General features: G+C 64.6%; 18 protein-coding genes. 8 read left to right on the top strand and 10 right to left on the bottom strand.

The window, feature by feature from the left end; all coding sequences use genetic code 11:
- Both hflC and ACXYN8_RS09110 read left to right on the top strand, forming a co-directional pair.
- On the top strand, positions 1 to 831 hold the full coding sequence (gene hflC / locus ACXYN8_RS09115; RefSeq protein WP_458889117.1) for a protease modulator HflC: 831 nt from the start codon (positions 1 to 3) through the stop codon (positions 829 to 831).
- 112 nt (positions 832 to 943) lie between these two features.
- Positions 944 to 2,464: a Do family serine endopeptidase gene (locus ACXYN8_RS09110; protein ID WP_458889589.1), complete on the top strand. Its 1,521-nt coding sequence runs from the start codon at positions 944 to 946 to the stop codon at positions 2,462 to 2,464.
- A 71-nt stretch (positions 2,465 to 2,535) separates the two neighbouring features.
- Here ACXYN8_RS09110 and ACXYN8_RS09105 read toward each other — a convergent pair whose 3' ends face one another.
- The 5 genes from ACXYN8_RS09105 to ACXYN8_RS09085 all read right to left on the bottom strand — a co-directional run bounded on the left by ACXYN8_RS09105 (position 2,536) and on the right by ACXYN8_RS09085 (position 7,050).
- Positions 2,536 to 4,815 (bottom strand): transglycosylase domain-containing protein, encoded by a 2,280-nt coding sequence (locus tag ACXYN8_RS09105; RefSeq protein ID WP_458889116.1) that lies wholly within the window; start codon positions 4,813 to 4,815, stop codon positions 2,536 to 2,538.
- A 117-nt stretch (positions 4,816 to 4,932) separates the two neighbouring features.
- The gene (msrB, locus tag ACXYN8_RS09100; RefSeq protein ID WP_458889115.1) at positions 4,933 to 5,349 is read right to left on the bottom strand and encodes a peptide-methionine (R)-S-oxide reductase MsrB; all 417 of its coding nucleotides are present in this window, start codon (positions 5,347 to 5,349) and stop codon (positions 4,933 to 4,935) included.
- 49 nt (positions 5,350 to 5,398) lie between these two features.
- Positions 5,399 to 6,070, bottom strand: a complete 672-nt coding sequence (locus tag ACXYN8_RS09095) for a glutathione S-transferase family protein (protein WP_458889114.1) — start codon at positions 6,068 to 6,070, stop codon at positions 5,399 to 5,401.
- A gap of 76 nt (positions 6,071 to 6,146) precedes the next feature.
- A complete protein-coding gene (locus ACXYN8_RS09090; protein WP_458889113.1) occupies positions 6,147 to 6,605 on the bottom strand; it encodes a hypothetical protein in 459 nt (152 codons plus the stop codon).
- Between the two features lie 70 nt (positions 6,606 to 6,675).
- Entirely contained in the window at positions 6,676 to 7,050 is a 375-nt protein-coding gene (locus ACXYN8_RS09085) for a hypothetical protein (RefSeq protein WP_458889112.1), read from the bottom strand.
- 91 nt (positions 7,051 to 7,141) lie between these two features.
- On the opposite strand from ACXYN8_RS09085, the gene ACXYN8_RS09080 reads away from it, so the two are divergent.
- From ACXYN8_RS09080 to ACXYN8_RS09065, 4 genes are read left to right on the top strand one after another with little or no spacing between them, the layout of a single operon-like run.
- A complete protein-coding gene (locus tag ACXYN8_RS09080; protein WP_458889111.1) occupies positions 7,142 to 8,248 on the top strand; it encodes an S-(hydroxymethyl)glutathione dehydrogenase/class III alcohol dehydrogenase in 1,107 nt (368 codons plus the stop codon).
- A gap of 23 nt (positions 8,249 to 8,271) precedes the next feature.
- Positions 8,272 to 8,664, top strand: coding sequence for a VOC family protein (locus ACXYN8_RS09075; RefSeq protein ID WP_458889110.1), 393 nt, complete (start codon positions 8,272 to 8,274; stop codon positions 8,662 to 8,664).
- 10 nt (positions 8,665 to 8,674) lie between these two features.
- Positions 8,675 to 9,511, top strand: coding sequence for an S-formylglutathione hydrolase (fghA, locus tag ACXYN8_RS09070; protein ID WP_458889109.1), 837 nt, complete (start codon positions 8,675 to 8,677; stop codon positions 9,509 to 9,511).
- Positions 9,512 to 9,520: 9 nt separating this feature from the next.
- Positions 9,521 to 10,105: a protein-methionine-sulfoxide reductase heme-binding subunit MsrQ gene (locus ACXYN8_RS09065; RefSeq protein WP_458889108.1), complete on the top strand. Its 585-nt coding sequence runs from the start codon at positions 9,521 to 9,523 to the stop codon at positions 10,103 to 10,105.
- Here ACXYN8_RS09065 and ACXYN8_RS09060 read toward each other — a convergent pair.
- The 3 genes from ACXYN8_RS09060 to metX all read right to left on the bottom strand — a co-directional run bounded on the left by ACXYN8_RS09060 (position 10,102) and on the right by metX (position 12,429).
- Complete coding sequence (locus tag ACXYN8_RS09060) at positions 10,102 to 10,611, bottom strand: ComEA family DNA-binding protein (protein ID WP_458889107.1); 510 nt, start codon at positions 10,609 to 10,611, stop codon at positions 10,102 to 10,104. The two genes, ACXYN8_RS09065 and ACXYN8_RS09060, sit on opposite strands and share 4 nt — an antisense overlap.
- Positions 10,612 to 10,684: 73 nt before the next feature.
- Positions 10,685 to 11,323 carry a methionine biosynthesis protein MetW gene (gene metW / locus ACXYN8_RS09055; protein ID WP_458889106.1) on the bottom strand — a complete coding sequence of 213 codons (639 nt, stop codon included), beginning with the start codon at positions 11,321 to 11,323 and terminating at the stop codon, positions 10,685 to 10,687.
- On the bottom strand, positions 11,320 to 12,429 hold the full coding sequence (gene metX, locus ACXYN8_RS09050) for a homoserine O-acetyltransferase MetX (RefSeq protein ID WP_458889105.1): 1,110 nt from the start codon (positions 12,427 to 12,429) through the stop codon (positions 11,320 to 11,322). Before metX ends, metW begins: the two co-directional genes overlap by 4 nt.
- Before the next feature lie 82 nt (positions 12,430 to 12,511).
- Between metX and hisC the strand changes: the two genes are divergently transcribed.
- On the top strand, positions 12,512 to 13,615 hold the full coding sequence (gene hisC / locus ACXYN8_RS09045; RefSeq protein ID WP_458889104.1) for a histidinol-phosphate transaminase: 1,104 nt from the start codon (positions 12,512 to 12,514) through the stop codon (positions 13,613 to 13,615).
- On the top strand, positions 13,612 to 14,523 hold the full coding sequence (locus tag ACXYN8_RS09040; protein WP_458889103.1) for a prephenate/arogenate dehydrogenase family protein: 912 nt from the start codon (positions 13,612 to 13,614) through the stop codon (positions 14,521 to 14,523). Before hisC ends, ACXYN8_RS09040 begins: the two co-directional genes overlap by 4 nt.
- Here the strand turns inward: ACXYN8_RS09040 and ACXYN8_RS09035 are convergent.
- Both ACXYN8_RS09035 and ACXYN8_RS09030 read right to left on the bottom strand, forming a co-directional pair.
- Positions 14,520 to 15,179, bottom strand: coding sequence for a DUF4259 domain-containing protein (locus ACXYN8_RS09035; RefSeq protein WP_458889102.1), 660 nt, complete (start codon positions 15,177 to 15,179; stop codon positions 14,520 to 14,522). The genes ACXYN8_RS09040 and ACXYN8_RS09035 overlap by 4 nt on opposite strands.
- Positions 15,180 to 15,271: 92 nt before the next feature.
- Entirely contained in the window at positions 15,272 to 15,976 is a 705-nt protein-coding gene (locus tag ACXYN8_RS09030; protein WP_458889101.1) for a M23 family metallopeptidase, read from the bottom strand.
- Positions 15,977 to 16,017 lie beyond the last annotated feature (41 nt).

Genomic DNA, 16,017 nt, shown 5'->3' with positions numbered 1-16,017 from the left:
ATGGAAAACGTCTGGAACACCCATCGCGCTTCCCTGATCGCCGTGATCGTGGCGCTTGTCATCTTCGCTTTCAGCGCCTTCATCGTGAACGAGGAAGACCAGGCCGTCGTCATCCGCACGGGTGAGCCGATCGGCACTGTCAACACGCCGGGCGGACGCACTGGTGCGGGCCTCTATCTGCGCGTGCCCTTCATCGACACCGTGCGCACGATCGAAAAGCGCGTCCTCGATCTCGAAATGACCGACGAGGAAGTGCTGTCGAACGACCAGCAGCGCCTGCTCGTCAACGCCTATGCGCGCTTCCGCATCGTCGACCCGGTTCGCATGGTCGAACGAGCGGGCACCACCGACGGCGTGCGCGTTGCGCTGGAGCCGATTCTCAATTCCGTGCTGCGGCAGGAACTCGGGCGTCGGACCTTTCAGGCGATGCTCACGGCGGAGCGTGGCTCTGCCCTCGCCAATGTCCGCGCCAATCTTGACCGGCAGGCCCGGCAATACGGTGCCGAAGTGATCGACGTGCAGATCAAGCGCACCGACCTTCCCGACGGCGCGCCGTTGCAATCGGCCTTCGCCCGGATGGAATCAGACCGCGAACGCGAAGCGCGCACGATCCGTGCCGCCGGACAGCGCGACGCCCGTATCATCCGCGCCGAAGCGGATGCCGATGCCGCGCGCACCTACGCCGAAAGCTTCGGTAAGGACCCCGGCTTCTACGATTTCTACCGCGCAATGCAGAGCTATGATTCGACCTTCAGCCAGGGCGAAGGCGAAAGCTCGATCATCATGTCGCCGGACAATGAATATCTGCGCCGTTTCCGCCAGCCCGGCTGATTGGACTGCGCTATTCAAAGCCGGTTCATTGCAATTGGCTGAATCGGGACGGGGGATGGATTCAAGCGCCGCATGACGGCGCCGAGAAAGGATCAAGAAGGACGTGAAAAAAGTGCGCTACGCATACGGATTTAGCTCTCTCCTCCTCGCTGGCGGTGCTGCGGTATCGCTGGTCACCGGATACCCCGCAGGGGCGCAGACCGCGCAGAACGACGCCCAGCAGATGCGCAACGTCGTGCCGCGTGCAGGCGCACCTTCCAGCTTTGCCGACCTGACGGCGCAATTGCAGCCGGCGGTGGTCAACATCTCCACCCGTCAGCGCATCACCGTGAACCAGAACAACCCGTTCGCGGGCACGCCCTTCGCCGACCTGTTCGGCAATCGCCGCGGCGGTCAGCCGACCACGCGCGAGGCACAGTCGCTCGGCTCGGGCTTCATCATTTCGGCGGACGGTTATGTCGTCACGAACAATCACGTCATCACGGCGGACGGTCGCGGTACGGTGGAGGAAATCACCGTCACCATGGCCGACGGGACGGAATATCCGGCGGAACTGATCGGCAACGATGCCGCATCCGATCTCGCGGTGCTCAAGATCAGCCCGCGCGGCGACCTTCCCTTCGTGCGCTTCGGCAATTCGCGCGAAGCGCGCGTCGGTGACTGGGTCATTGCAATCGGCAATCCCTTCGGCCTCGGCGGGACGGTGACCAGCGGGATCGTTTCCAGCGTGCTGCGGAACACCGGCGCGGGCGCCTACGACCGCTACCTCCAGACCGATGCCAGCATTAACCGCGGCAATTCGGGCGGACCGCTGTTCGACATGGAAGGCAATGTGATCGGCATCAACAATGCGATCTACTCGCCGACCGGCGGCAGCGTCGGCATCGGCTTCGCCATTCCGGCAGAGACGGCAGAGCCGATCGTCCAGCAGCTGATCGCGGGCGAGGAAATTCAGCGCGGTTACCTCGGCGTGCGGATCGGCCCGGTGACGGACGATCTCGCCAGCGCGCTCGGCATCGATGAAAACCGCGGCGAATTCATCCAGTCGGTAGAGCCCGATCAGGCCGCCGACCGCGGCGGGATCGAAGCGGGCGACGTCGTGCTTGCCATCGGCGGAGAGGACGTGACGCCCGATCAGACGCTGTCGTATCTCATTGCCAACGTTGCCCCCGGCACGCGCGTGCCGGTGACAGTGCTGCGTGACGGCCAGCGCCGCACGCTGAATGTGACCGTGGGCAAGCGCCCGACCGAAGAAGAGCTTGCTCGCAGCAACATGTTCGCGCCCGATCAGCCCGAGGACGATGCCGGCCCGAGCGGCAGCAGCGATGCCGCGGTCGAGGATTCGCTCGGCCTGCAGGTGATCGAGCTGACCCCGCAGATCGCGCGTCAGCTCGGCGCGGAACGCGATGCGACCGGCGTAGTCATTACCGCGGTGGATCCCAATGCGGATGCGGCGCAGAAGGGTCTGCAGCGTGGCGACATCATCCTGTCGGCGAACAACTCGGCAGTAACCAGCCCGGCGCAGCTGTCCTCACTGGTGGCTTCGGCCAAGAGCGGCGGGCGCGAGGCGGTGCTGCTGCGCATCCAGCGACGCGGCCAGCCCGCGGCTTACGTGCCGGTGCGTATCCGCTAGGCTCTTCCGACCGACACCAAAAGCCCCCGCTGCCTCTGGCAGTCGGGGGCTTTTTCTTTGGCGGCGTCGAACTAGCGCTGTTCGTTCGGATTGCTGGCCGGCTGGCGCGGCTGCTGCGGTCCGGGCTGCTGCGGCTGGCGCTGCCCACCCCGCGTCACTTCGGGCTGCGGGAAGCGAACACCCGGCGACGGCAGGGGATTGGAAGGGCTGCCCGGCGCCGGGCCGTTGCGGATCTCGCGCCCGATCGCCTGTTCCAGGAAATCCTCATTGGCGGCGGGAGAGGTCTGGTCCGGCCGCGACTGATCCTGGTCTCCTGCGCCCGGTTCCAGCGGGAACGGCTCCCCACGCGGACCCATCGGCCCCGCAGGCTCGATCAGATTGCCGTTCTCGTCGACGAAGTAATAATCCTCCGGGTCGCCGTAGAGGAACTCGTCATCCGGCTCCAACTGCCACTCCGGCAGTTTCAGATCGGTGTCGAACTTCTCGACCGGGCGATCCTTCACCGCATAGGTCATGTAGGCGGCGAAGGCACGCGCAGGCGCTGTACCGCCCTGCAAGCTGGCGACCTGCTTGTTGTCATCGCGGCCCATCCAGACCCCGGTCGTCACTCCGCTGGAGAAGCCGACGAAATAGCCGTCCTTGTTGGAACTGGTGGTCCCGGTCTTCCCGGCGACCGGCCGCCCGATCTGCGCTGCCCGGCCCGTGCCGGTGGCAACGGCGGTCTGCAACAGATCGGTGATACCCGCCGCGACGTAATCGGGCACCAGCTGGATGTCATTCCTGCGCTGGTGACGGAAAAGCTCCTCGCCATCGCTGGTGACGACCTTGATCACGCCATACGGCTCTACCGACCGCCCGCGCGCGGCTACTCCGGCGAAGGCGCGCGTCATGTCGATCAGGCGCACTTCGGAGGTTCCCAGCACCATCGAAGGATAAGTATCGATCGGCGTGGTAATGCCGAAACGCCGCGCCATGGCCGCGACAGAGCTGAAGCCGACCTCGTTTCCGAGCTGCGCTGCGACGGTGTTCTTGGAATAGGCAAACGCGCTGCGGAGGTCGATTTCGCCCGCGTAACTGCCGCCCGAATTGCGCGGGCTCCAGCCATCGATCGTCACCGGCTCGTCCACCACGCGATCGTCGGGCGTGTAACCCGCCTCCAGCGCGGCGAGATAGACGAACAGCTTCCACGACGAACCGGGCTGGCGCACGGCGTTGGTTGCGCGGTTGTAATTGCTGGTGACATAATCGAGCCCGCCGACCATCGCCAGGATTGCGCCATCGCGATCAAGGCTGACCAGCGCACCCTGCGCGCCCGATGGGGTGTTCGACTTGATCGCGGCCGTGGCCGCATTCTGCATCCCGATGTCGATCGTGGTCCACACCTCGATCGGCTCGTATCCGGTGTTGTCGGGCAACAGGATGTCGAGCTGCGGCAACACCCAGTCGGTAAAGTAGCGGACCGAGTTCTGCCCCTTCTCCTGTGAAAGTTTCACAGCCGATACGTCGACCTGCGCCAGATCGCTTGCGTCGAGAGCACCGTATTTGCGCATTTGCGCGAGCACGACGTTCGCGCGGCTGACGGCGCGGTTGACGTCGGCGGTCGGGCTGTAGCGGCTGGGCGCCTTGACCAGCCCGGCAATGATCGCGGCCTCCGCGGTGGAGAGGTCACGCGCCGAATGGCTGAAGAACTTCCGGCTCGCGCTGTCGATGCCGTAGGCGCCGCCGCCGAAATAGACCTTGTTGAGATACAGCTCGAGGATCTGTTCCTTGGAGAACTTCCATTCGAGCGCCAGCGCGAGAATGCCTTCGCGCAGCTTGCGGTCGAGCGAGCGATTGTTGTTGAGGAAGACGTTGCGCGCCAGCTGCTGCGTGATGGTGGACGTCGCGCCGATGCGATTGTCGCCGGTCGCCCAGACATAGATTGCGCGGCCAAGCCCCAGCACGTCGACACCGAAATGGGAATGGAAACGGCGATCCTCGACCGAGATCATCGCATCCTTCATCACCTGCGGGATCTCGTCGCTGGTCAGCCACTGCCCGTAACTCGGGCCGAGGGAAACGATCTGCGACCCGTCGCGGGCGCGCACGATGATGGTCTGCCCCTGGCGGCTGCTCTTGAGCATGGAATAGCTCGGCAGGTCGCGCGCAGCGAAGGCCACCGCCGTACCCAGCGCCAGCACGCCAAGAATGGCGGCAATCAGCCCGGTGAAGAACAGTCGGCGGAACCAGCGGGCAAAGAAGCCGCGTTCCTCACGCTTGCGCGCCCGGCGGGCGGAACGGCTTTCGGTGTCGCTCGCCCGCACGCGGTCGCGCGGCCGGGCGCGTGTCCCAACGCTGCGTTTGCGTGCCATGGGCTGCGATCAACCTCCCGTGCCGTCCCTTGTCGCGTGGGGGGCCTATGCCCCGCTGCGACGGCACTGGATAGGTCAATTGTAATGCGGAGTGAACGGGCGGGCGGTCAGCGACGCCTATTCATCCCCCGCCTTCTCCGCTGGTTCGAAATCGAGCGCCGCGGAATTGATGCAGTAACGCATCCCGCCCTGGTCGCTCGGCCCGTCGGGGAAGACGTGGCCGAGATGGCCGTGACAGTTGGAACACAGCACTTCGGTGCGGATCATGCCGTGCGAAACGTCGCGCCGCTCTTCCACCGCCTCGCCCTCGGCAGGCTTGGTGAAGGCGGGCCAGCCGCAGCCGCTGTTGTACTTGGCATCGCTGGTGAACAGCTCCTGCCCGCAGCCGGCGCAGAAGTATTCGCCCTCGGAATAGTTCTTGTCGTATTTCCCGGTGAAGGCCCGCTCCGTCCCGGCTTCGCGCAGAACGTGATACTGTTCCGGCGAAAGCTTTTCGCGCCATTCGGCTTCGGTCATGGTCCTGGAATCGGTCATTTTTGTCTCCTTGACGGAGATATGGTGACGACACCGCCGCTTCGCAAACCTACGCGTTGACGTCGGCGTAATGCCTTGGCGGCTGGATCACTTCCATCCGCTCCGACAACAAGGGCCGGAAGCTGGGGCGGCTCTTCATCGCGGCATACCAGTCCGCCGCCTGGTCATGCCCCGACCAGTCGATCCCGCCGAGATAGTCCGCGACCGAGATATGCGCCGCCGCCGCCAGATCGGCCAGGCTCATCTGCGCGCCCGCCAGCCAGCGGCGGTGATCGACGAGATAGTCGATGTAGTAGAGGTGTTCGTTGGCGAGGCGCATGGCATCGCGCAACTGGCCGCTGTCGGGCGACTGGCGATAGATCAGGCGCTTCTTCATCCGTTCGTTCAGCAGCGGGCCGGAAACGTCTTCGTAGAAATTCTCGTCGAACAGCGCGACCAGCCGCCGGATTTCCGCGCGGCCTGCGGCAGTGCCGTTGATCATTGCCGCGCCGTCGACCGTTTCCTCGAAATATTCGCAGATCGCGCGGCTATCGCACAGGGTCACACCCTTTTCCGGATCGTGCAGCACGGGCGTGCGGCCTGCCGGGTTCAACGCGAAGAATTCATCGCGCCCTTCCCACGGGTTCTCACGCCAGAGTTCATAGCCCACGCCCTTTTCGCTCAGCAGCAGGCGGACCTTGCGGCTGAAGGGGCAAAGCGGAAACTGGTGGAGGCGCCACATGGAGCGTCCTCATGCATGGTTTGCAGCGGAGCGTCCAGCCGCGGGGCGGGTGCGACGCGGATTATCCGGTGGGAAATCAGCCTTCGAATTCGTCGCAACTCCGGTCCGCGCGGTCGCGGGCATGGGCGACCGATGCTGCCATCTCCTCGCTCCACGCGCGTAGCACGGGCATCATCGCTTCAAGAGAACTTGCCATGCCGCTGGCTGCGTCCATCATCTGCGGCGTGCGCGCGGCGAGTTCGGCCGGCAGGTCCTGCGCGTCCGGGCCCGCAACGTCGCGAACGCGCGCGTCAGGGCCATAGCCGGTCGGCTCGCCGCCGGCACGCTCGACCGCTTCGGCCAGCGGGCCGATGGGCATGTCGAGCAGCACTTCGCCAAGGCTGCCGATCATCACGGCCATGGTGTCCTGAAACGCCGGGTCCGACATCTGCGCGATAACCGGCGCCAGATCGCTGTCTGGCTCGGCGTCCTGCGCAGCGGCGGGCATGGCAAGCACCGCGAGCGTGGCGGCAGTGGTCAGGGCGATGGCACGCATGGCTAGACTCCGGCAGTTCGGACAGGTGACGAAAGCCTAGCTCTTTCGCCCTGAGTCTGCGGTGAACGGATCAGAGACCGGATTCGTCCAGCAATCGCAGGCAAGTCGGCATCATCGCCTCGCGCGCTTCGATTCCTTCGCTGGTGATTTCGATCAGCGTATCGAAGGACAGGCGCCGCGCCTGTTCCTGGGTAAGGGAGCGTTTTTCCATCAGCGCTGCCGTGTTCCGGACGAAAAACTCGCGCCCACGCGTTTGCATCGCAGGATACTCCGCCGCTCGCGGATCGCCGCGCGCCTGCCCTTCGGCAATCATGCCGAAGGCAACGCCGCAGCGCAAAGCCAGGCGTTCCGCCGGTTCGAGCTGCGCCAGCCCGACCGGCGCTTCCTGCGCGGCAAGCGCAGCCGGGGAAAGCAGAAGGACGGACGCGAGGAACGATCTGAACATGGCCCGCCCCTAAACCGGACCGCATGAACCGCAAGCAACTTGCAGCCGCCCGCCCCCTTCCCTACGCCGCTTGGCAAAGGAGATATCAGCCATGAAGACCCGCGCCGCCGTCGCATTCGAGGCAAAACAACCGCTCGAAATCGTCGAGCTGGATCTGGAAGGCCCCAAGGCGGGCGAAGTGCTGGTCGAAATCATGGCGACGGGAATCTGCCACACCGACGCTTACACGCTCGACGGACTGGACAGCGAAGGCCTGTTCCCCAGCGTGCTCGGCCATGAAGGTGCAGGGATCGTTCGCGAAGTCGGCGCAGGGGTGACCTCGGTCGTGCCGGGCGACCACGTCATCCCGCTCTACACGCCGGAATGCCGCCAGTGCAAAATGTGCCTCAGCGGCAAGACCAACCTGTGCAGCGCGATCCGCGAAACGCAGGGCAAGGGGCTGATGCCTGACGGGACCAGCCGCTTCTCCTACAAGGGGGAGACGATCTACCACTACATGGGCTGCTCGACCTTCTCCAACTTCACCGTCCTGCCCGAAATCGCGGTCGCAAAGATTCGCGAGGACGCGCCGTTCCAGACCAGCTGTTACATCGGCTGCGGCGTAACCACGGGTGTCGGCGCGGTGACCAACACGGCGAAGGTCCAGGTCGGCGACAATGTGGTGGTATTCGGCCTCGGCGGCATCGGCCTCAACGTCATCCAGGGTGCCAGGCTGGCAGGGGCCGATCGTATCGTCGGCGTCGACATCAACGACGACAAGGAGGAATGGGGCCGCAGGTTCGGCATGACCGACTTCGTGAACCCGAAGAAGGTCGGCAACGTCGTCGAAACGCTGGTCAACATGCTCGACGGCGGGGCGGACTATTCCTTCGACTGTACCGGCAACACCGACGTGATGCGCCAGGCGCTGGAATGCTGCCACAAGGGATGGGGCACTTCGATCATTATCGGGGTGGCCGAGGCCGGCAAGACGATCGAAACCCGCCCCTTCCAGCTCGTCACCGGGCGCAACTGGCGCGGCACGGCGTTCGGCGGGGCCAAGGGCCGCACCGACGTGCCCAAGATCGTCGACTGGTACATGGACGGCAAGATCCAGATCGATCCGATGATCACCCATGTCCTAACGCTCGACGAAATCAACAAGGGCTTCGACCTGATGCACGCGGGCGAGAGCATTCGCAGCGTCGTGGTCTACTGAGAATAACAAAGGAGAGAGTGCAAATGATCAATCACGTCATGATTGGCACCAACGACATCGACAAGTCGAAAGCGTTTTATGAGAAAGTTCTCGGCGTGCTCGGCGTGCGCGGCGGGATCGACAACACTTCGCCCAGCGGACACCGGCGCGTGATGTTCATCCACGAAGGCAACGTCTTCATGCTGAGCCAGCCGATCGACGATGGCGAAGCGACCTGCGCCAACGGCATGACCATCGGCTTCAAGTGCAACTCGCTCGAACAGGTGAAGGAACTTCACGATGTCGCCGTCGCCAATGGCGGCACCAGCATCGAAGACCCGCCGGGTCCGCGCACCGGCGCCATGGGCACGATGAACCTCAGCTATTTCCGCGATCTCGACGGTCACAAGATTTGCGGCATCCACCGCGAAGCCTGATCGGGGACTGATGGAACAGCTGTCGCAGAACATGGCACATGGGGGGCAACAATACGTCTGCTCCCACGCCTCCACCCAAACCGGGACGGAGATGACGTTCTCCGTCTTCGTGCCTCCGCATGAAGACGGCACGCGCCTACCTGTGCTGTGGTACCTGTCGGGTCTCACCTGCACTCATGCCAACGTCACCGAGAAGGGCGAATATCGTCAGGCCTGTGCCGAACATGGCGTGATCTTCGTCGCGCCCGACACCAGCCCCCGCGGAGATGGCGTACCCGATGGTGCGGACGAATACGACTTCGGCAAGGGCGCAGGCTTCTACGTCGATGCAACGCAGGAACCATGGGCGGCGAACTATCGCATGCGCAGCTATATCGAGCGCGAATTGCCGGACCTCGTCGCCGCGAACTTTCCCGTCGACATGACGCGGCAGGGCATCACGGGTCATTCCATGGGCGGGCACGGCGCGCTGACGATCGCGCTTCGCGATCCCTCCCGCTTTCGCTCGGTCAGCGCCTTCGCGCCGATCGTCGCGCCCGGCGAAGTTCCGTGGGGGCACAAGGCGCTCGGCCGTTACCTGGGAGAAAACCGCGCGACATGGCGTGAGCATGACGCTGTCGCTCTGATCGAAGACGGTGCGCGCCTCGACAATCTGCTGATCGACCAGGGAACGTCCGACAACTTCCTCGAAGAACAGCTGCAGACGCATCGTCTTACGCAAGCCTGCGAGGCTGCGGGAATGAACGCGACCATCCGGATGCAGGACGGCTATGACCATTCCTATTATTTCATCTCGACCTTCATGGCAGAGCACGTCGCCTGGCACGCGGAGCGATTGAGGGGCTGAGACGAGACGATGCCCGCATCACGATTGCTGCTGTGGGCCGCGCTCGCCGCGCCGGGCTTCTGGATCGTCGGGCGCTGGACGCTGACGCCCGATGCCTACGGCTACGGCCATGCGATCGGTGACAGCGGAGATCTTGCCGCTTGGTTGCTGATGGCGACGCTGGCGGTAACGCCTTTGCGACTGCTGTTTCGCAAGTCTCGCTGGACTGGGTGGCTGCTGAAGCGGCGACGCGATCTTGGCGTCGCCAGCTTCGCTTACGCTGCCGGGCACACGATCATCTATCTCTGGAAGAAAGCTTCGTTCGAAGCGGCGTTCGCCGAGCTATCGGAGAGTTATCTAATTGCCGGCTGGCTGGCGCTCGCCATCTTCGCGCCGTTGGCGATCACGTCCAACGACGCATCGATGCGGTGGTTGCGGCGCAGGTGGAAGACGCTTCACCGGCTGGTCTACCCGGCCGCCGTGCTGACGTTCCTGCACTGGATCTGGTCTGCGTTCGACCCGACAACGGCTTGGATACACGCCGGCATCCTGGCCGCAATCGAAGGGCTGCGCCTTGCGCTGCAATACCGGCAGCGCAAGGCGCGAACCAGTTAGAGCGTCACGTACTGCCGGAAGCGGGCAACTTCGGCTTCATCGACATACTTGCCGATCTCGCGGTCGAATTCCGCCATGTCTGCATAGGGGCGATATTCCTCGAACTCATGCACCATCTTCGGCGTCATGCCTGGGATCAGCTCGATATCTTCCTTGGTCGCGGTGTTGAGGTTGACCGGCACGAACACACCCGCGCGCACGGCAGCCGCCTCTTCCTCACCCAGCGTGTCCATCAGCGTCGCGTTGAACGCGGTTGCGCTTTCGTAAGGACGGCCGGCGATCACGGCATCGGCCAGTTCCGCCGTCATCCCAGTAGCTGCAGCAAGTTCCTCTGCGGTCGCGGTGTTGGGATCAAGCACGCTGGTTTCGGTTGCGGCAGTCGTGGTGTCCGCACCAGCATCGGCCTCGGCCACGGCGGTTTCGTCGGTGGTGGTGTCTGCACCACCACAGGCGGTCAGGGCCAGCGCGGAAGCGGAAAGCGCGGCGGAAAGAACGATTTTACGCATCGGGGGGATCCTTCTTATTGATAAGGATTTGCATTAGCGGGAGACAAGGCGCGGCGAAAGGCTCAGCGCGGAATTATGCTCCGCTCACTTCGAACAGCGCATATTCGGCGCGCCAGTTCCCGCCGCGCTCCGCAATCCGGCGATCCCCTGCGAAATACCACCGCCGTTCGACGCGCGCCCTTTTCAGCTCCACCAACGACAGGAAATCGGACACCGTGAGATGGTGGATATTCTGCGTTTCGAACCAGCTCACCGGCAGATGTCGCGTGACTGGCATCCGCCCCTTGATCAGCAAGTCGCGCCGCATCCGCCAGTGGGCGAAATTGGGAAAGCTGACATAGGCCGTGCGCCCGACGCGCAGCAATTGGTCCAGCATCAGGTCGGGCCGCGCGGCGGTTTGCAGCGTCTGGCTGAGCACCGCGACATCGAAAGCCTTGTCGGGATAGTCGGCAAGGTCGCGGTCCGCATCGCCCTGCACCACGCTCAGGCCTTGGCTGACGCAGCGCTCCACGCTGTCGCCGTCGATCTCGATCCCGCGCACGTCGCAGCCCCGCTCCCCCAGCGCGAGCATCAGCGCACCATCGCCGCACCCGATGTCGAGCACCCGGCTGCCCGGTGCGACGTTCTGCGCGATCACCGCGAGATCAGGGCGCAGGCTCACACTGGGCTGAGGGCCTCTGCGATGAGTGAGGTTGGAGGCCGGCTCGCTCATCCCAGGAACCCCCCAATCACGCGATCCAGCGCCGGGACGTCGAGCAGGAAGCTGTCGTGGCCGTAAGGCGCGGAAAGTTCCACGAAGCTGACTGGCAAGGCCGCAGCGTTCAGCGCATGGACGACGTGGCGGCTTTCCGCCGTGGGATAGAGCCAGTCGCTGTCGAAGCTGACGAGGCAGAAGCGCGCGCTCGACCCGGCGAAGGCGTCGGCCAGCTTGCCGCCGTGCTCCTCGGCAAGGTCGAAATAATCCATCGCGCGCGTGATGTAGAGATAGCTGTTGGCATCGAACCGCTGCGTGAAGCCACTCCCCTGATAGCGCAAATAGCTCTCGACCTGAAAATCGGCATCGAAGCCGAAGGTCTTTTCCTCCCGGTCCTGAAGGCGGCGGCCGAATTTGGCGGTCAGCCCTTCTTCCGACAGATAGGTGATATGCGCCGCCATGCGCGCCACGGACAGGCCGGCATCGGGCCGCCGCTCGGCCGCGTAGTAATCGCCCCCCTGCCAGTCCGGATCGGCCATGATCGCCTGCCGACCGACCTCGTGAAAGGCGATGTTCTGCGCGGAATGGCGCGCCGTCGTCGCGATGGCGAGCACTCGCTCCGCCCGGTCGGGGAAGTTGGCCGCAAGGCTCAGCGCCTGCATCCCGCCCATGGAACCGCCGACCACGGCATAGAGCCGCTCGATCGCCATCACATCCAGCATGGAGACCGCGGCGCGAACCATGTCGCGGATGGTAATGACGGGGAAATTCATCGCGTAGGGTGAGCCGTCCGGTCCATCGCTGGCCGGACCGGTCGAACCCATGCAGCTGCCGATCACATTGGCGCAGATGACGTAGAATCGGTCGGTATCGATGGGCTTGCCGGGGCCGACCATCCGTTCCCACCAGCCCGGCTTGCCGGTCACGGGATGCGTGCTGGCGACGTACTGGTCCCCGGTCAGCGCGTGGCAGATCAGTATTGCATTGTCCCTGGCCGCCGTCAGTTCGCCGTAGGTCTCGTAAGCCATGCGAACGCCGTGCAGGCTCTGCCCGCTGTCGAGCGGGAGCGGCTGCGGCAGGGTCAATGCGCGCGGGGCGGAGAGATGGGCTGCGGCGGAGTTCATCGGCGGCGGGGATTGGGCGAGCGCGGGTGCGGTGTCAATCGATTGGCAATCGGCGCGCGATGCGGTTATGCGCCCATGCGCCATGACCGAACGGCCTCAACCGAAACCCTGGATCGCCGCGATCCACGCCTACGTGCCCGGCCGCGCGCACGGGAAGGACGGGCGCGAGCTGATCAAGCTCTCCGCAAACGAGAACCCGCTCGGCACCAGCGCAGCGGCGCTGAAGGCGCGGCGCGATGCCGTTGTCGCGCCGGACCGCTATCCTGACCCGGACGCACGCGAATTGCGCGAAGCGATCGGTGCGCTGCACGCGATCGACCACGCACGGATCGTCTGCGGCACGGGGTCGGACGAACTGCTCAATTTGGCCGCACAGGCCTATGCCGGGCCGGGCGACGAAGTCCTGTTCTCGCGCTATTCCTTCTCGGTTTACGACATCGCTGCACGCCGCTGCGGAGCCACGCCTGTCGAAGCGGAGGATGACGACTTCGCCATGGATGTCGACGCGCTGCTCGGCGCGGTTACCGAACGGACGCGAGTCGTCTTCCTCGCCAATCCGAACAATCCGACCGGCAGCTATTTGCCACGCGCTGAGGTTGCGCGGCTCCATGCCGGATTGCCGGGGGACGTCCTTCTGGTGATCGACAACGCCTACATCGAATATGTCGCGCCCGGCGAAGGCGATGGCGCGTTCGACCTCGCGGCCGCGCACGACAACGTGCTGGTGACGCGGACCTTCTCCAAGATCTACGGCCTGGCCGGTGAACGGATCGGTTGGGCCACCGGCGCGCCCGATCTGGTGGCCAGCCTCAACCGCATTCGCGGACCGTTCAACGTCACGAATAGCGGGCAAAGCGCGGCACTTGCGGGCGTGAAGGATCAGGACTTCGTCGAGCAGAGCCGTTTGCACAATGCCGCCGAACTGGCGCGCTTGCGCGAGGCTATCGATGCGCTTGGCAACTACGGCTTGCGCGCCTTGCCGAGCAGCGCGAACTTCCTGCTGGTCGAGTTCACCGGAGCCTTGCGCGCGGAAGCGGCGCTGAACGGCCTTGCCGATGCAGGTTATGCGGTGCGTCACATGAAGCTCGGCAGGCTTGCCGATTGCCTGCGTATCACCATCGGCACGCGCGAGGATATGGACGCTATCTCAGCGACTCTGCGCGATCTGACAGAGACGGCGCGATGAGCTTTCAACGTGTCGCGATCATCGGGCTTGGCCTGCTGGGCGGCTCGATCGGCCTTGCCCTGCGCGAAAAGGCTCAGCAGGTCGCGACGACCGGCTTCGATCTCGACGCAAGCACCCGCGCGCGGGCGGCCGAGCGCGGGCTTGTCGGCACCGTGGCCGACACTGCCGCCGATGCCGTGCGCGACGCACAGCTGGTAATCCTGTGCGTTCCCGTCGGCGCCATGCCTGCCGCCGCCGAGGCCATTGCACCCCATTTGCCCGAGGAATGCGTCGTCAGCGACGTCGGCTCCTCCAAGCAATCGGTGGCCGAGGCATTGGCCAGGGAGCTTCCCGGCGTCACCATCATTCCCGCCCACCCCGTCGCCGGGACCGAGCAGAGCGGCCCGGACGCAGGCTTCGCCTCCTTGTTCGAGCGGCGCTGGTGCATCCTGACCCCGCCCGCAGACGCGCCTGAGCAAAACCTCGCGGCCCTGTCGGAACTATGGGAGACGCTCGGCGCCAAGGTGGAGATCATGGACGCCGCGCACCACGATCTCGTGCTCGCCATCACCAGTCACTTGCCGCACCTCATCGCCTTCACCATCGTCGGCACCGCCAGCGATCTGGAGGACGTGACTCGCAGCGAGGTCATCAAGTATTCCGCCGGTGGCTTCCGTGACTTCACCCGCATCGCGGCGAGCGACCCGACCATGTGGCGCGACGTGTTCCTGTCGAACAAGGACGCCGTGCTCGAGATGTTGCAGGTTTTCAGCGAGGATCTGACCGCCTTGCAACGCGCCATCCGCCGCGACGACGGCGATGCGCTGTTCGACCTCTTCAGCCGCACCCGCGCCATCCGTCGCTCGATCATCGAGGAAGGGCAGGACGACGCACGGCCCGATTTCGGCCGCGCGGATCACGAGGGCTAGTCCTCTTCGGCCTCGCGCCGCGCGCGCATCCGGTCGAGCATTTCGTCGTCGAAATCCCAGTGTTGGATGATGTGGCGCGGATGCAGTGCCGCATTGAGGCAGGTAAGGTGCGCCCAGCCGCCCAGCTTCATCGAGGAAATCTCGTCTTCCGACACGGTGATGTCGAATTGCGTGAACGCGCCCTCGCCCATTTCCTCGCCGCAGAAGGAGCAGGGTGAGCGATTGACTGCCGGACCGGGTTTCGTCGGCGGGTATTTGGCGAGCTGTCGCGCCGTTACCGGCGCATTGAGGCGCTGCATCAGATCGGTGACCGCGCGGTTCCAGTCGCCCGACCCTTCCTCTGCCCAGAGGTCCACCAGCTCGCTACGCGAGATGACGGCGGAGAGATGATCGCGCACTGTGTCGATCAGTTCGCCCGATGGCTCAGGAAAATCCTTAAGGGTCGCTGCCAGTTCTTCGGGCAGGTCGGCAAGGGGGTTGCCCTGCAACGCTGCCACACATTCGGCAACGACGATGATCGCGCTTGCTTGGTCGGCGTCGATCTCGTCCTCGCTCGCTATCGAGAGCGGCGCTTCGAGATCGCCGGGTACCTCTATCGAGTCGGCGAAGTCCAGCGCCGCATCATTGTCGAAAGAGCCTGCGCCCCATGCTCCCATCGCTCGGCCCCTTTGCACAAACGAGAAGGGCGACGGTTTCCCGTCGCCCCCGCTCAGACACCCTCTCCCGATGTCCGAAAGTAATGTATCTTTTATCCGCCCAGGCCGTCGTGACCGATGGCAACCGCCATGCGGCCAACCGGCGAAGCGTCGTTGATATAGTCCGCGGGGTTCATTGCCCGGCCGTCTACCCGCACTTCGTAGTGCAGGTGCGGACCGGTGGAGCGACCCGTCGAGCCCACGTAACCAATGATGTCGCCCTTCCTCACCTGCTCGCCTTCGGAGACGATGATGCGCGAAAGATGGGCGAAGCGCGTCTGGATGTCGGCGCCATGTTCGATCGAGACGAACTGACCGTAGCTGGAGAACCAGTTGGCGCGGCTCACCATGCCGTCTGCGGTAGCGTAGATCGGCGTGCCGGTCGGCGCTGCCAGATCGACGCCCTTGTGATCGCGGCGACCACCGAGAACCGGATGAGTGCGCGAGCCGTAGCTGCTCGACATGCGGGCGTTTTCCAGCGGATTGCCCGACGGGATCGAAATGGAGGTGGTCGGAACGGCGGCGATACCGCCACGCTTGCGTTCGATCTGTTCCCAGCTGGAAAAGATGCGGCGGAATTCCTCGTCGCTCTGGCCCAGCGGAGTGGCGGCGACGGCACCCGACTGCTTGATCGGGGCGGTGACTTCGGCGCTGTTGGAAGCATTTGCCATGGCCGGGTTGGCCGCGGTGAGAGTGACGGCAGCTGCGCCGATGGCGAACAGCTTGCCTGCTGATTTCTTGAAGAAATTGGCGATCACGTACCCGTCCTTATCTTCCGGCAGACCCTTGCCGGCACCAG

Source organism: Altererythrobacter sp. CAU 1778 (genome assembly GCF_054482795.1).
Note: the sequence above shows the minus strand (reverse complement) of the source record. Positions and strands in the feature narration are given on the sequence as shown.

What these genes read in the sequence shown, in the direction of transcription:
- hflC (WP_458889117.1), top strand. Translation starts at nt 1, where the DNA reads ATGGAAAACGTCTGGAACACCCATCGCGCTTCCCTGATCGCCGTGATC.
- ACXYN8_RS09105 (WP_458889116.1), bottom strand. Translation starts at nt 4,815, where the DNA reads ATGGCACGCAAACGCAGCGTTGGGACACGCGCCCGGCCGCGCGACCGC.
- msrB (WP_458889115.1), bottom strand. Translation starts at nt 5,349, where the DNA reads ATGACCGATTCCAGGACCATGACCGAAGCCGAATGGCGCGAAAAGCTT.
- ACXYN8_RS09095 (WP_458889114.1), bottom strand. Translation starts at nt 6,070, where the DNA reads ATGTGGCGCCTCCACCAGTTTCCGCTTTGCCCCTTCAGCCGCAAGGTC.
- ACXYN8_RS09090 (WP_458889113.1), bottom strand. Translation starts at nt 6,605, where the DNA reads ATGCGTGCCATCGCCCTGACCACTGCCGCCACGCTCGCGGTGCTTGCC.
- ACXYN8_RS09085 (WP_458889112.1), bottom strand. Translation starts at nt 7,050, where the DNA reads ATGTTCAGATCGTTCCTCGCGTCCGTCCTTCTGCTTTCCCCGGCTGCG.
- ACXYN8_RS09080 (WP_458889111.1), top strand. Translation starts at nt 7,142, where the DNA reads ATGAAGACCCGCGCCGCCGTCGCATTCGAGGCAAAACAACCGCTCGAA.
- ACXYN8_RS09075 (WP_458889110.1), top strand. Translation starts at nt 8,272, where the DNA reads ATGATCAATCACGTCATGATTGGCACCAACGACATCGACAAGTCGAAA.
- fghA (WP_458889109.1), top strand. Translation starts at nt 8,675, where the DNA reads ATGGAACAGCTGTCGCAGAACATGGCACATGGGGGGCAACAATACGTC.
- ACXYN8_RS09065 (WP_458889108.1), top strand. Translation starts at nt 9,521, where the DNA reads ATGCCCGCATCACGATTGCTGCTGTGGGCCGCGCTCGCCGCGCCGGGC.
- ACXYN8_RS09060 (WP_458889107.1), bottom strand. Translation starts at nt 10,611, where the DNA reads ATGCGTAAAATCGTTCTTTCCGCCGCGCTTTCCGCTTCCGCGCTGGCC.
- metW (WP_458889106.1), bottom strand. Translation starts at nt 11,323, where the DNA reads ATGAGCGAGCCGGCCTCCAACCTCACTCATCGCAGAGGCCCTCAGCCC.
- metX (WP_458889105.1), bottom strand. Translation starts at nt 12,429, where the DNA reads ATGAACTCCGCCGCAGCCCATCTCTCCGCCCCGCGCGCATTGACCCTG.
- hisC (WP_458889104.1), top strand. Translation starts at nt 12,512, where the DNA reads ATGACCGAACGGCCTCAACCGAAACCCTGGATCGCCGCGATCCACGCC.
- ACXYN8_RS09040 (WP_458889103.1), top strand. Translation starts at nt 13,612, where the DNA reads ATGAGCTTTCAACGTGTCGCGATCATCGGGCTTGGCCTGCTGGGCGGC.
- ACXYN8_RS09035 (WP_458889102.1), bottom strand. Translation starts at nt 15,179, where the DNA reads ATGGGAGCATGGGGCGCAGGCTCTTTCGACAATGATGCGGCGCTGGAC.